Here is a 13,263-nt window from a genome sequence, read left to right on the forward strand (position 1 = left end):
CCCCGGCCGCCGGGCGGGCGTTCAGGGGCGCCAGCGAGGTGCCGCGTCGTCCGGGGTGTCGGGGCTGGCGAAGTGGAACGGCACGCCGAGGTGGCCGGCCAGGGCCGTGCCCGAGCGGATGGCGGCCGCCGCCGAAGGGTGGAGGCCGCCCGTGTCGGCGCCTTCCAGGGCACGTTCCGCCGCACCCCAGTAGATCGTGGCGAGGCACTTCTGCCCGGCCGGTTCGTCCGTGATGGCCAGCAGGTTCACGAACCAGTCGTGGACGGTGTCCCCGTCCCAGATCGCCTCGATCGCCACCACCCGGCCCGGGAGGCCGTGGGCCAGGGCGGCGAGCGAGTCCAGGTCGAGCGGATCGTCGGGGGTGCGGGCCACCCGGTCGCCGAAGTGCACGTAGCGCAGGTGGACGATCTCCTGGGCCTCCCGCAGGCCGATGCCCTGGACGCGGCCCGCCTCCCACACCCCCTTGACCGCCAGCATCAAGCGGTCCTGGAGGACGTATCCGTCGATCTGCGTGCGGATGCCCGCCGGGAGTGCCCTCCAGTGGTTCTCCATGTCCCGGTCCACGCCGTCCGCCCCTCGGTTCGTCATGGCGTCATGATCCGCAGGGCGGTGGCGCACCGTCGAGGGGTTTTCGCGAGCGGCCGGCCCCGGCCCGTCAGAGGTACTGGGCGAACTCGTCCAGGGTGCGCAGGACTTCCGGCTTCGCGGCCGAGGGGAGCTGGAGGACGACCTCCTCGATGCCGAGGTCGGCGTAGTGGCTCAACTTGCCGGGGGTGGGCCGGACGGCGTACGGGACCACGCGCAGGGCCTTCGGATCGCGCCCGGCCGTCTCCCAGATCTGGCGCAGCACCGGGATGGATTCGCCGAGTCCGCCGCCGCCGATGGGGAGCCAGCCGTCGGCGTGGTCGGCGATGGCCGCGAAGAGCTTGGGGCCGGCCGCGCCGCCGATCAGGGTGCGCGGGCCGTACAGGGGGGCGCCGGGGCCGAGTTCGCGCGGGGCCTGGACCGGTTTCGGGTGGGCGGCGCTGGCCTGGACGGAGCAGTACTGGCCGACGTACGCGGTGGGCTCGGGGGACCACAGGGCGCGCATCAACGCCATCCGGTCGCGGACCAGGTCGCGGCGGGTGCGCCACTCGACGCCGTGGTCGGCGGCCTCTTCGACGTTCCAGCCGTAGCCGATGCCGAGCGTGAAACGGCCGTGGGAGAGGTGGTCCAGGGTGGCGACCTGCTTGGCGAGGTCGATCGGGTCGTGTTGGGCGACCAGGGTGATGCCGGTGCCGAGGTGGAGCCGTTCGGTGACCGCGGCGGCCTGGCCGAGGGCGACGAACGGGTCGAGGGTGCGCCCGTACATCTCGGGGAGTTCACCGCCCATGGGGGCGGCGGTCTCGCGGCTGACCGGGATGTGGGTGTGCTCCGGGAGGTAGAGGCCGGAGAAGCCGCGCTCTTCGAGGCTGTGGGCCAGCCGGACGGGGGAGATGGTGCGGTCGGTGAGGAAGATGGTCGTGGCGATCCGCATGTGCTCTGGCACCTCCGAGACGTGGGACCCGCCACGGTACGGGCTGGGCCCGCGAATGTTGAGGGGGCGTCAGGTGGTGGGGCGTGTTCCCCGGGGGCGAGGTTCAGCCGCGGGGGTAGCGGGCCAGCCAGCCCGGGGAGGAGGCGGTGGGGTTGTGCAGGCTCGGGCCCTGGGTCATCTCCAGGGCGAAGTCGTCGGCGAGTTCCAGCAGCGCGGCGCGGCCTTCGAGCTCGGCGAGCCAGGCGGCCGGCAGGGCCGTCTCGCCGTGCAGGGCGCCGAGCAGTGCCCCGCACAGGGCGCCGGCGGCGATGGAGTCACCGCCGTGGTTGACGGCCAGGCGCAGGCCCTGCGGCACGTCCTCGGCGACCAGGGCGCAGTAGACGGCGACGGCGAGGGCGTCGGTGGCGTCGCATCCGTCGCCCGCCTCGTCGGAGGCGAGGGCCTCGACGGCCTCGGGGCCGGGCGAGCCCTGGGTGACGGCGGCCAGGGCTCGCTGGAGGGCGTCCGTGACGGGCTGGTGGCCGGGGCGGCCGCCCAGCAGGCCGAGGGCGCGCTGGACGGCGGAGTCGAGGGAGTCGCCGCGGACCAGGCCGTGGACGATGACGGCGACGGCTCCGGCCGACAGGTGGGCGGTGGGGTGGCCGTGGCTCTGCGCGGCGCATTCGACGGACAGCTGGACGACGAGGGCGGGCTCCCAGCCGACCAGCAGCCCGAAGGGTGCCGAGCGGGTGGCGGCGGCCGCGTCGCGGGCGGTGGGGTTCTTCGGCTGGTCGAGGGTGCCGAGGACGTCGTCGGCGAAGCCGGTGAGGCAGGCGCGGTGCGGGGCGCGGCGGGCGTAGAGCCACTCCTCCCGCGCGAGCCAGCCGTTGTCCTTGCGGCGTTCGTCGGGGCCCCAGTCGTGCTGGGTGGCGGCCCAGCGCAGGTACGCGTGGTGGATGTCGGTGGGCGGGTGCCAGGCGCCGGTGTCGCGGCGTACGTGGGCCCGTATCAGCCCGTCCACGGTGAAGAGGGTGAGCTGGGTGGCGGCGGTGACCCGGCCGCGGCGGCCGAGGGCGGGGGCCGGGCCGGTCAGGCCGTCCGGGCCGTGGGCTTCGCGGAGGGCGGCGAGGGAGAGGCCGGCGGCGGGTGCGCCGAGGGCGTCGCCGAGGGCGGAGCCGAGGAGGGTGCCGCGGACGCGGCTGCGGAAGTCCTGCTGCTCGAGGCGGCCCCAGAGGCCGGTGGCGATGCCGCGGCCCAGGGTGCGGTTCGCCCCGGCGGGGGCCGGTCCCATGCCGCCGCGGAGGGGACCGGGGGCGGTGACCGCGTGGCCGGAGCCGCCCGGGCCGGTGGGGGCGGGGGCGTGCAGGGAGATGGCGGGGGCGTCGGCGGCCGGGTTCTCGCTCGGGCCGGGGCCGCCCGGGACCGGGACCGGGATCGGGGCCGTCGCGGAGCCCGTGTCGTTCGCACCGTTCACTGCGTCCATCCCCGCGTCCATTCCCGGCACCGCCCCCGCCGACCAGTTCACTCGATGCCCGGCGTCCCTACCCGTACCCGCCGCGCACGCGAACCCGCACTGTAGTGGACAGGATCGGTCGAATCCGGAAGCGGTCGGCCAAGGGGCCCGTAAGTGAGCGTAGATCGGCCAGAATCCGAAGACTTTCGGCCGTTACCCGGCGGGTGGCACGTTTTGCCAGTTGCCTTCGAGTCGGTCGTTTTCGGTCACGCCTCGTTCATCGGACGTTCTCCGCGGCCACCCAGCCTCTGAGCCATGAAGAAGGCCCTCCTCGCCGCGACCGCCGTCGCCTCCGCACTCGCCGCCTCCCTGGTCGCGGCCCCGCTCGCCGCCGCCTCCGGCTGGGACCGGTACGACCGGTCCGCCGTCCCGTTCACCGAAGCCACCGTCACCGCCGGAGCCGACGGCTCCTTCACCCTCCAGTGGAAGGCCCGCGGCACCGACCGGGTCGAGATCAAGGCGAACGGCGAGGTCGTCGCGAAGGGCGGTTCCCAGGGCCGCGCCGTGGTCACGGGCCTGCCCGCCGCCGACCGCCAGTGGTTCGACTTCAAGCCCGGCCGCGGCCAGGGCCTGCGCCTCGCCGACCGCCTGATCAAGCTGGACGGCACCGCCAACTTCCGCGACGCCGGCGGCTACCGCACCAGCACCGGCCAGTGGGTCAAGATGGGCGAGATCTACCGCTCCGACGCCCTCGACAAGCTGACCGAGAACGACCTGGCCAAGCTGCAGCGCCTGCGCGTCAGGACGGTCTTCGACCTCCGCATGGAGGGCGAGCGCGCCAAGGACGCCGACAAGGTGCCCGCCGGCGCCAGTTACGTCGTCGCCGACGTCTTCGCGGGCTCGGGTTCCTTCCAGACGATGCCCCGCACCCCCGACGAGGCCGTCAAGGCCATGGTCGACGCGGAGCGGGCGATGGTCTCCGGCGCCGGCGGCAAGAAGGCGTACGGCCAGGTCTTCGAAGGCATCGAGCGCGACCGCAGCCGCTCCGTCCTCTTCCACTGCACGGCCGGCAAGGACCGCACCGGCTGGGCGGGCGCCACCCTGCTGACCGCGCTCGGCGTGCCCCGCGAGACCGTCGAGGCCGACTACCTGGCCAGCAACGACTACCGCAAGGCCGCCAACGATGCGATCCTCTCGCACCTGCCCGCCCAGCCGGCCGCCGTCTACAAGCCGCTGCTCGACGTGCGCCCCGAGTACCTGAACGCGGGATACGACGAGGTCAAGGCGGAGTACGGCTCCTTCGACCGCTACCTCAAGGACGGGCTCGGCATCGACGCCCGCGAGCTGAAGGAGCTGAAGAGGGACCTCCTGGTCGGCTGATCCGGACCAGTCGGTCGGCCGATCGGCCGACCAGGAGGCAAGGGTCCCGGCCGTCCGGCCGGGACCCCGCTTCCGCTCAGTCCAGTACGGGGAGCAGCTCGGGCAGGTGCCCGTCCGAGGCGCGAGCCGCCTCCTGCCGCTCCTGCGGCACCTCCCCGTACAGCGTCGTACGGGCCTTCGCGGGCCGCCCGGCCGCCTCGGCGACCGCGATCAGGTCCTGCACCGACTTGTACGAGCCGTAACTCGAGCCGGCCATGCGCGAGATGGTCTCCTCCATCAGCGTGCCGCCCAGGTCGTTCGCCCCGGACCGGAGCATCTCGGCCGCGCCGTCCGCCCCCAGCTTCACCCAGCTCGTCTGGATGTTGGGGATGTGTGGGTGCAGCAGGATCCGGGCCATCGCCGTCACCGCCCGGTTGTCACGGACCGTCGGACCCGGCCGCGCGATGCCCGCCAGGTACACGGGCGCATTGGTGTGGATGAAGGGGAGCGTGACGAACTCCGTGAAACCACCGGTCTGCTGTTGGATCCGGGACAGCGTGCGGAAGTGGCCCAGCCAGTGTCGCGGCTGGTCCACGTGCCCGTACATCATCGTGGACGAGGAGCGGATCCCGAGCTCGTGCGCGGTGGTGATGACGTCGATCCAGTCGGCCGTCGGCAGCTTGCCCTTGGTCAGCACCCAGCGGACCTCGTCGTCCAGGATCTCCGCCGCCGTGCCCGGGATCGAATCCAGGCCGGCCTCCTTGGCCGCCGTCAGCCAGTCCCGTACGGACATCCCCGTGCGGGTCGCCCCGTTGACCACCTCCATCGGCGAGAAGGCGTGCACGTGCATGCCGGGGACCCGCTGCTTCACCGCGCGCGCGATGTCGAAGTAGGCCGTCCCGGGCAGGTCCGGGTGGATGCCGCCCTGCATGCACACCTCGACCGCGCCCACGTCCCAGGCCTGGGCGGCCCGGTCGGCGACCTGGTCGAGGGAGAGGGTGTAGGCGTCGGCGTCGGTGCGGCGCTGTGCGAAGGCGCAGAAGCGGCAGCCGGTGTAGCAGACGTTGGTGAAGTTGATGTTCCGCGTGACGACGTAGGTGACCTCGTCGCCCACGACCGACCTGCGCAGGTCGTCGGCGATGCGGCACAGCGCGTCCAGGGCCGGGCCGTCCGCGTGGAGCAGCGCCAGCGCCTGCGCGTCCGTCAGCTTCGTCGGATCGTCGGCGGCCTGCGCGAGGGCGCCCCGTACGTCGGTGTCGATGCGCTCGGCCACCATGCCGGGCGCGGCCGCCTCCCGCAGCGCCTCCCAGTCCCCGTACACGTCGTCGAAGTCGTCGCGGCGGTCGCCGGTGCGGCCCTCGGTGTCGATGGTGGCGTGCAGGTCCGTGCGCCCGTACGCGGTGAAGCCCTCGTCCGGCTCCTGCCACGGCCGGCCCTCGACCGCGGCGCCCTCGTCCGCCAGCCCGGTCCCCGGATCGGCCAGCGCCCGTACGTGCGGCAGCAGCCGGGGGTCCAGCCAGGGCTCGCCGCGCTGGAGGAACTCCGGATAGATGGTGAGGCGTTCGCGCAGCTCGAAGCCGGCGGCGGCGGTGCGTGCGGCCAGCTCCTCGATGTGCGGCCAGGGGCGCTCGGGGTTGACGTGGTCGGGGGTCAGCGGGGAGACACCGCCCCAGTCGTCGATGCCCGCCCTGATGAGCAGCGCGTACTCGGCGTCCACCAGGTTCGGCGGGGCCTGGATGCGCGCGCTCGGGCCCAGGATGTGCCGGGCGACGGCGATGGCGGCGGCCAGCTCCTCCAGCTCCGCGTCCGGCATGCCGCGCATGGCGGTGTCCGGCTTGGCGCGGAAGTTCTGGACGATGACCTCCTGGATGCCGTGGTAGGCGCGCTGGATCCGCCGGAGCTCGAAGAACGCCTCGGCCCGCTCCGCGTAGGACTCGCCGATGCCGATCAGCACGCCGGTGGTGAAGGGGACGTTGGAGCGGCCCGCGTCCTCCAGCACCCGCAGCCGCACGGCCGGGTCCTTGTCGGGTGAGCCGTGGTGGGGGCCGCCCGGCTCGGACCACAGGCGGGTGGCGGTGGTCTCCAGCATCATGCCCATGCTGGGCGCGACCGGCTTGAGGCGCTGCAGGTCGGACCACGACATGACGCCGGGGTTGAGGTGCGGCAGCAAGCCGGTCTCCTCCAGGACCCGGATCGCCATGGCACGCACGTAGGCGAGGGTGTCGTCGTAGCCGTGGGCGTCGAGCCACTCGCGGGCCTCGGGCCAGCGGTCCTCGGGGCGGTCGCCGAGGGTGAAGAGCGCTTCCTTGCAGCCCATCGCCGCGCCCTGGCGGGCGATGTCGAGGACCTCGTCGGGGGAGAGGTACATCCCGTGGCCGCTCTTGCGCAGCTTTCCGGGGACCGTGACGAAGGTGCAGTAGTGGCACCTGTCGCGGCAGAGGCGGGTGAGGGGGATGAAGACCTTGCGGGAGTAGGTGATGACACCGGGCCGCCCGGCGGCGGTGAGCCCGGCGTCCCTCACCCGTGCGGCGGAGGCGGCGAGGTCCCCCAGGTCCTCGCCGCGCGCCTGGAGGAGTACGGCCGCCTCGGTCGCGTCGAGCGCGACGCCGTCGCGGGCCCGCCGGAGCGCGCGGCGCATCGCGTTTTCGGTCGGAGCGTCACTCGGAGTGGTCATGCGCCGAGCATACGATCCGACGTTCCGGCGGTGGGGCGGCTGGGGAGTGGCTCATCTCATCAGCTCACCCGCGTTGACCAGCAGCGACTGGCCGGTTATCGCCCGCGCCCGGTCGGAGGCGAAGAACACCGCGGCATCCGCCACGTCCCCGTCGGTGGCGAGATCGGGCAGTGCCATGCGCTCCGTGAGGCGGGCGTGCACCTCGGCCTCGGGGACGCCCTCGGTGTGGGCGGTGAAGGTGACGAAGGCCTGCACGGGCGGCCCCCACATCCACCCGGGCAGCACGGTGTTGACGCGGATCCGGTGCGGGCCGAGCTCGCGGGCCATGGAGTACATGGCGGAGGTCAGCGCTCCCTTGGACGCGGCGTACGCGGCCTGCTGCACCTCGCTCGGCGCGGCGACGGCGGACTGCGTGCCGATCACCACGACCGACCCGCCGCGCTCCTTGAGGCCGGGCAGGCAGGCCCGGGTCATCCGCAGGGTCCCCAGCAGGTTCACGTCGACGATCTGCTGCCAGGTCCCGAAGTCGGCGTCCTCCAGCCCCCCGAAGTACGAGTCCCAGGCGGCGACGTGCACGACGCCGTCGATGCGGCCGAAGCGCGTGAGCGCGAGCGCGGCGAGGGCCTCGCACTGCGCCTCGTCGGTGATGTCGGTCGCCAAGTACGCGGTGTGCGTGCCGTCGGGGTCGATCTCGGCGGCGGACTTGGCCAGATTCGCCTCGGTCCGCGCCCCGAGCACGGCGTTCCCGCCGTCGCGCACGACGGCGGCGGCCACCTGGTGCCCGAGCCCGGCCCCGACGCCGGAGACGATGACGGTCTTCCCTTGCAGCAGCATGACGGACCTCCGGGGCGCACGACTGTATCTGACGGCGCGTCAGGCTACGGCGCGGGCGCGACGGTGTGAAGGGGTGCGGACCCGAAGAACGGCGGAGGCGGAGGCCGTCATTGCCGCCGGCGGCTTGCGGCTTCGTCATCCATGGGTCACCACGGTGGCAGCCCCGCGCGCCGGAGCTTCAGCAGGGATTCGAACCCGAAGGCTTCCAGGTCGGCCGCGTAGGGCCGGACGCCCGGGTGGTCACCGCAGAAGGTGACGTTCGCCGTGAGGTGGTCGTCGGCCGGGCCGCCGTAGGACAGGGAGACGTACGCGGAGATCTCCACGGTGGAGCGGAGCGCGTCCGCACGCAGGAGGGCCATGCGCGCGTACGCCACGCATCGCCGCAACAGCCTCTCCTCCCTATCCTGCCCGGAGGGCGGGAGGTCGTAGTCCGTCATGCCGCGGCCATTGACGGTGTACTCCTCGTGCACCACGTCCGAGAACGGTCCCGGCGGAGCGGACTTCAGCGCCGACAGGACGTGCGCGCCGCCGGGGGTGACTTCCCAGCCGCGTTCCGCGATCCGAAGGAACCCGGGCGGAGCTTCGTCCGGGGTGATGCCCTCGGTGTCGACCCGGCCCAGCAGGCGGGCCATCGAGCGGTTCATTTCCATGCGCCATCCTCCTCGGAGCGGCTCGGTGATCACCCGCCCCCGGGGGCAGCAGGCCGGGACCAGTGTGCCTTCCGCAGCCCCAGGGTCGCCTCGCTTCCTCGTCACGGCCACAACCTGATCGTGACCGTCATGGCCCGCGCCGGCCCCGCTCCCGTCGCGTCGACGGCCGATCCTTCGCGGGGGATGATCGGAGGTGACCACACCCTCGTGGTGGAGGTCCGCGGCACGAGGCGAGGACGTGAGGGCATGGCACTCCCGCATACTTCCGGCCCGCCCCGGCGGGCTCGGCTGTGGGCCCTGCTGGCGTTGGTCTGTGCGGTGCTCGCGGCGGTGACGTTGGTGGCCGAGGGCATCGTCGGAGGGTTGGTCGTCCTCGTCGTCGGGGTGGCCGGGGCTGCGCTCACGGCCATGGGGACCTGGTGGGTGGTGTCCCATCGCGGCGCCGTACGGCTGGTCGGCACGCTGTTGGCGGTGGCCGCCCCCGTGGCCATCCTGCTCATCTACGCCCGGGCGGACCTGTGGCCCACGGCGCTGCTCGCCATCGCGCTGTGGGCGGCCGCCGTGGCCTGTGCGCGGACGGCGCTGCGCGCCGCGCGCCGGCCCGACGGCATGCGCGCCGTCGCACGGGCCGCTCCCCGCAACCCGGTGCTGATCATGAACCCGAAGTCCGGTGGCGGGAAGGTCGGCCGGTTCGGCCTGGTCGAGAAGGGCGAGGCGCTCGGCGCCCGGGTGGTGCTGTTGGACCCGGCGGTCGTGACGGACGTCGCGGCCCTCGCCCGTCAGGCGGTGGCCGACGGAGCGGACCTGCTCGGGGTGGCGGGCGGCGACGGCACCCAAGCCCGGGTGGCCGAGGTGGCGGCCGAACACGACCTGCCGTTCCTCGTGATCTCCGCGGGCACCCGGAACCACTTCGCCATGGACCTCGGGCTGGACCGCGAGGACCCGGCCCGGTGCCTGGACGCGCTGGCCGACGGGGAGGAGCTCAGGGTCGACCTGGGGGTCGTGGGCGGCCACGCCTTCGTCAACACGGCCTCGTTCGGCGTCTACGCGGAGATCGTGCAGAGACCGGAGTACCGGGACGCCAAAGCGGATTCGGCCCTGGCCGCCCTGCCCGACCTCCTCCTCGGATACGCCGGCACCACCCTCGACGCGGTGACCGACGAGAAGCGGCTGGAGGCCCAGCAGGCGCTGCTGGTCAGCAACAACCCCTACACCTCCTCCGAACCGATGGGCGCCCGCAGGTCGCGCCTCGACCGCGGGGAGCTGGGCGTCCTCGGCATCCGGGTGAACAACGCGGCCCAGGCGGCCGAGGTCGCGCTGCGCGGGGCGAGGGCGGCGGGCCTCCACGTGCTCACCTCCCGCCAGGTCGTCGTCCGATCGGCCGCGGAACGCATCGCCGTCGCCGTGGACGGCGAGGCGCTGACCATGCCCACACCCGTGACCTGCTCCGTCCGCCCCGGCGCACTGCGCGTCCTGGTGCCCAGGCTCCGCCCGGGCGCCCCGGAGGCCGCCCCGCCGATGCAGTGGAGCGAGGTCCTCGCCCTGGCCTTCAACCGGCCCGGGGCGGGCCCGGGCGGCTGAAGCCCGGGATGCCCGACCTCCTGTGCGGCGTCACAATGAGGCTTACCCGGTGTGCGTAGCGGATTGGAGACGTCCGTGAAGGACCTCAAGTTTGAGCAGAAGAGCTCCCTTTCCCGCCTTGAGGTCGCCGACCAGCTCTCCGCACTTGCGGAGGCGCTGCGCCACGGCGGCAATGCCGAACTGGAACTCGGCCCCGGGAAGATGAGCCTGCGCGTCCCCGATGAGCTCCGCACCGAGATCGAGGTCGAGATCGGCGACGGGGAGATCGAGATGGAGATCGAACTCAAGTGGCCCACCGCGCAGGCCGGGGCCGCGTGACAGCGCCCCCGGAAGGCGGTGGCCCGGAGGGCGGACCCCCGGAGCGGGAGGCGGGCCAGGAGGACTACACCGGCGCCGTCTACGGCTCCCTCCTCGCCGCCTCCGTGGTGGTCGGCGCCGGAACGCTCGGCAAGTACCCGCGGCTGGAACTCGTCGCGCTGCTCCTCGGCACCGGGGTGGTGTTCTGGGCCGCGCACGTCTTCTCCCGCCTCTTCGGGGCCCGCATGGTGAACCGGCTGAGCTGGGACGTGATCCGCAGCACGTCCAAGGAGGAGCGCCCGATCATCAAGGCGGCCGTCCCCCCTGCCGTTGCCGCGGCCGTCGCCCCGCTGTTCGGCCTGGGCGCCACGGGCATCGCCTGGCTGGCGCTCGCGGTCGCCCTGATCGGACAGGTCGGCTGGGCCACCCTGGCCGCCAGCCGCGCCGGCGCCTCACGCCGGCTGATGATCCTGGCCGGCTTGATCAACCTGTTCCTCGGGCTGCTCATCGTGCTGCTCAAGGTCGGCCTTCAGCACTGAAGCCGCCGACGAAGTCGAAGCCACTTCCCCGGCTACGTCCCCATCCCCCCGTACTCCGCCAGCGCCGCGCGCAGCCGTCCGACGCCCTCGGTGATCTCGGCCGGCGTGTGCGTCGTGAAGTTCAGGCGCAGGGTGCGGGGGTCCGGGGCGGTGGCGTAGAAGGGGGCGCCGGGGACGAAGGCGACGCCGTGGGCGACGGCCGTCTTGAGGAGGTCCGTCGCGTCGTGGTCCTCCGGCAGGCGGGCCCACAGGAACATGCCGCCCGCGGGCAGGTTCCACGCGCAGTCGGCCGGCAGGTTCCGGCTCAGGGCGCTCTGCAGGGCGTCGCGGCGCGCGCGGTAGGCCGTCCGGACCGTGGCTATGTGCGCGTCGAGGTCCACCGCCGCGAGGTAGTGCGCCGCGGCCAGCTGGTCCACCGTGGAGGTGTGGAGGTCAGCCGCCTGCTTCGCGACGACCGCGGCCCGCCGCAGTGCCGCCGGGGCCCGGAGCCAGCCCAGCCGCAGTCCGGGGGCCATGACCTTCGAGAAGCTGCCGAGCAGGGCCGTACGGTCTTCCGCCCCCGGGTGCGCGGCGAGCCACGGGACGGCGGGGCCCTCGTAGCGGAGTTCCCCGTACGGGTCGTCCTCCACCAGCCACAGCCCCAGCCGGGCCGCGGTCTGTGCGACCGCTGCCCGGCGGGCGGCCGGGAGGGTGCGTCCCGTCGGGTTCTGGAAGGTGGGGACGGTGTACAGCAGCTTCGGCCGCTCGCGCGCGACGATGTCGGCCAGCGCGTCCGGGAGGATGCCCTCCGCGTCGCAGGGCACGGCCACCACCCGGGCCCCCGCCAGGCCGAAGCACTGGAGGGCCGCCAGGTAGGTGGGGTTCTCGACCAGCACCACGTCGCCGGGTTCGATCAGGGTGGCGGCGATGAGGGTCAGGGCCTGCTGGGAGCCCGAGGTGACGAGTACGTCGTCCGGGCCGGTCGGCAGCCCGCGCGCGGTCGCCCGGGCGGCGACGGCCTCGCGGAGTTCCGGGGCGCCCTCGGTGGTCGAGTACTGGAGCGCGCGCCGCGCGGACACCGCGAAGGCGGCGTCGTACGCGGCCCGCAGGCCCTCGGTGTCGAAGAGTTCGGGCGCGGGGAGGCCGCCGGCGAGGGAGATGATCCCGGGGCGTTCGGTGAGCGCGAGGATCTCGCGTACGGGGGACCCTTCCACGGAGGCGGCGCGGGCGGCGAACGCGGGCGGCGGCACGGTGGCGGGTGCGGTCGCGGGCACGGAGGCAGGCGCGGTCGCGGGCACGGAGGCAGGCGCGGTCGCGGGCACGGAGGCAGGCGCGGTCGCGGGCACGGAGGCAGGAACGGTCGCAGGCACGGGCAGCTCCTTCAGGAGGCGGGTGCGCGCATCGTAGCGAGGGAAGTTGTAGACAGCATCTACATATCAGGTGGTGGACCGGCCGCCGGGTACCTCCGCCCCCTCCCCATCTGATGCTGCATCAGATAGACCGGTTCCATGACGACAGGAGAGCAGGACCCGCAGCAGGACCCGCAGCAGGACACCCGCGTCGAGGACTACGCCGAGCTCGCGGCCGTCGGCCCCTACGGCGTCCGCCCCGGCCATGCGCTGATCACCATGGTGGAACCGCACCCGGGCCACGAGTACGCGTACAACCGTTGGTACGAGGACGACCACTACTACGCCGGCGCCATGGCCATGCCCTGGATGTACGCGGGCCGCCGCTGGGTGGCCACCCGCGAGCTACAGGAGCTGCGCTACCCGGAGAAGTCGGCCGTCGCCCAACCCGTCACCGCCGGCTGCTACATATCGACGTACTGGGTCACTCAGGGCCGCTACGACGAGCACATGAAGTGGACCGTCGGCATCAACAAGCGCCTGAACCGGGACGGTCGGGTCTACCAGGACCGCACCCACGTCTTCACGTCCTTCCAGGACCACGTGGCCACCGTCTACCGCGACGGCGCCGCCGGCCCGCGGGACTTCCACGCCCTGGACCACCCGTACGAGGGCCTCGTCGTCCAGGTCGTCGACGCCGACGGGCCCGAGCAGCGGGCCGAGTTGCTGGAGTGGCTGCGCTCGCGCGCCCTGCCGAAGCGGCTGCACGGCGGTCCGGCCGCGATGGTGACGGTCTTCCGGCCCACGCCGCTGCCGGGTGACCGGATGACGTACGTCAAGCAGGTGGAGGGGGTCGACACCCGCCTCACGCTGCTGTGGTTCCTCCAGGAGGACCCCCGGACCTGCTGGGACCGCTTCCGAGGGCTGGACGCGGAGGTCGCGGAGGCGGGGCTGGGGCGGGTGGAGCTGGTGGCGCCGTTCATTCCGACGGTCCCGGGGACCGACCGTTACGTCGACCAGCTGCGCTGAGCGGCCCGTCGGCCCCGGGCATGG

The 13,263-nt window shown here is 73.4% G+C and carries 12 protein-coding genes; 5 read left to right on the plus strand and 7 right to left on the minus strand.

Going from position 1 to position 13,263, the window contains the following annotated elements:
* Positions 1–21 precede the first annotated feature (21 nt).
* The 3 genes from OG386_RS25395 to OG386_RS25405 all read right to left on the minus strand — a co-directional run bounded on the left by OG386_RS25395 (position 22) and on the right by OG386_RS25405 (position 2,786).
* The gene (locus OG386_RS25395) at positions 22–588 is read right to left on the minus strand and encodes a hypothetical protein (RefSeq protein ID WP_328790031.1); all 567 of its coding nucleotides are present in this window, start codon (positions 586–588) and stop codon (positions 22–24) included.
* A gap of 67 nt (positions 589–655) precedes the next feature.
* On the minus strand, positions 656–1,516 hold the full coding sequence (locus OG386_RS25400) for a TIGR03619 family F420-dependent LLM class oxidoreductase (protein WP_328790032.1): 861 nt from the start codon (positions 1,514–1,516) through the stop codon (positions 656–658).
* Between the two features lie 103 nt (positions 1,517–1,619).
* Positions 1,620–2,786, minus strand: coding sequence for an ADP-ribosylglycohydrolase family protein (locus tag OG386_RS25405; protein WP_327388578.1), 1,167 nt, complete (start codon positions 2,784–2,786; stop codon positions 1,620–1,622).
* 477 nt (positions 2,787–3,263) lie between these two features.
* Between OG386_RS25405 and OG386_RS25410 the strand changes: the two genes are divergently transcribed.
* Positions 3,264–4,328, plus strand: a complete 1,065-nt coding sequence (locus OG386_RS25410) for a tyrosine-protein phosphatase (RefSeq protein ID WP_328790033.1) — start codon at positions 3,264–3,266, stop codon at positions 4,326–4,328.
* A gap of 76 nt (positions 4,329–4,404) precedes the next feature.
* On the opposite strand, the gene OG386_RS25415 is transcribed toward OG386_RS25410, so the two are convergent.
* The 3 genes from OG386_RS25415 to OG386_RS25425 form a co-directional block, all read right to left on the minus strand.
* On the minus strand, positions 4,405–6,981 hold the full coding sequence (locus OG386_RS25415; RefSeq protein WP_328790034.1) for a bifunctional FO biosynthesis protein CofGH: 2,577 nt from the start codon (positions 6,979–6,981) through the stop codon (positions 4,405–4,407).
* 51 nt (positions 6,982–7,032) lie between these two features.
* Positions 7,033–7,815 carry an SDR family oxidoreductase gene (locus tag OG386_RS25420; RefSeq protein ID WP_328790035.1) on the minus strand — a complete coding sequence of 261 codons (783 nt, stop codon included), beginning with the start codon at positions 7,813–7,815 and terminating at the stop codon, positions 7,033–7,035.
* 146 nt (positions 7,816–7,961) lie between these two features.
* Entirely contained in the window at positions 7,962–8,465 is a 504-nt protein-coding gene (locus OG386_RS25425) for a hypothetical protein (RefSeq protein WP_328790036.1), read from the minus strand.
* A gap of 246 nt (positions 8,466–8,711) precedes the next feature.
* Between OG386_RS25425 and OG386_RS25430 the strand changes: the two genes are divergently transcribed.
* The 3 genes from OG386_RS25430 to OG386_RS25440 all read left to right on the plus strand — a co-directional run bounded on the left by OG386_RS25430 (position 8,712) and on the right by OG386_RS25440 (position 10,882).
* On the plus strand, positions 8,712–10,046 hold the full coding sequence (locus OG386_RS25430; protein WP_328790037.1) for a diacylglycerol/lipid kinase family protein: 1,335 nt from the start codon (positions 8,712–8,714) through the stop codon (positions 10,044–10,046).
* A gap of 75 nt (positions 10,047–10,121) precedes the next feature.
* On the plus strand, positions 10,122–10,364 hold the full coding sequence (locus OG386_RS25435; RefSeq protein WP_266595443.1) for an amphi-Trp domain-containing protein: 243 nt from the start codon (positions 10,122–10,124) through the stop codon (positions 10,362–10,364).
* The gene (locus OG386_RS25440; protein WP_328790038.1) at positions 10,361–10,882 is read left to right on the plus strand and encodes a hypothetical protein; all 522 of its coding nucleotides are present in this window, start codon (positions 10,361–10,363) and stop codon (positions 10,880–10,882) included. The genes OG386_RS25435 and OG386_RS25440 overlap by 4 nt, the downstream gene beginning before the upstream one ends.
* 32 nt (positions 10,883–10,914) lie before the next feature.
* Here OG386_RS25440 and OG386_RS25445 read toward each other — a convergent pair whose 3' ends face one another.
* Complete coding sequence (locus OG386_RS25445; protein ID WP_328790039.1) at positions 10,915–12,135, minus strand: aminotransferase-like domain-containing protein; 1,221 nt, start codon at positions 12,133–12,135, stop codon at positions 10,915–10,917.
* Positions 12,136–12,369: 234 nt separating this feature from the next.
* Between OG386_RS25445 and OG386_RS25450 the strand changes: the two genes are divergently transcribed.
* Positions 12,370–13,239, plus strand: a complete 870-nt coding sequence (locus OG386_RS25450; RefSeq protein WP_328790040.1) for a hypothetical protein — start codon at positions 12,370–12,372, stop codon at positions 13,237–13,239.
* Positions 13,240–13,263: the final 24 nt, after the last annotated feature.

The sequence above is a fragment of the Streptomyces sp. NBC_00273 genome (genome assembly GCF_036178145.1).
Classification (GTDB): Bacteria; Actinomycetota; Actinomycetes; order Streptomycetales; family Streptomycetaceae; genus Streptomyces.

Excerpts from the sequence above, each read along its gene's own strand:
- OG386_RS25395 (WP_328790031.1), bottom strand. The coding sequence starts at position 588 with ATGACGAACCGAGGGGCGGACGGCGTGGACCGGGACATGGAGAACCAC.
- OG386_RS25425 (WP_328790036.1), bottom strand. The coding sequence starts at position 8,465 with ATGGAAATGAACCGCTCGATGGCCCGCCTGCTGGGCCGGGTCGACACC.
- OG386_RS25450 (WP_328790040.1), top strand. The coding sequence starts at position 12,370 with ATGACGACAGGAGAGCAGGACCCGCAGCAGGACCCGCAGCAGGACACC.
- OG386_RS25415 (WP_328790034.1), bottom strand. The coding sequence starts at position 6,981 with ATGACCACTCCGAGTGACGCTCCGACCGAAAACGCGATGCGCCGCGCG.
- OG386_RS25420 (WP_328790035.1), bottom strand. The coding sequence starts at position 7,815 with ATGCTGCTGCAAGGGAAGACCGTCATCGTCTCCGGCGTCGGGGCCGGG.
- OG386_RS25410 (WP_328790033.1), top strand. The coding sequence starts at position 3,264 with ATGAAGAAGGCCCTCCTCGCCGCGACCGCCGTCGCCTCCGCACTCGCC.
- OG386_RS25400 (WP_328790032.1), bottom strand. The coding sequence starts at position 1,516 with ATGCGGATCGCCACGACCATCTTCCTCACCGACCGCACCATCTCCCCC.
- OG386_RS25405 (WP_327388578.1), bottom strand. The coding sequence starts at position 2,786 with ATGGGACCGGCCCCCGCCGGGGCGAACCGCACCCTGGGCCGCGGCATC.
- OG386_RS25430 (WP_328790037.1), top strand. The coding sequence starts at position 8,712 with ATGGCACTCCCGCATACTTCCGGCCCGCCCCGGCGGGCTCGGCTGTGG.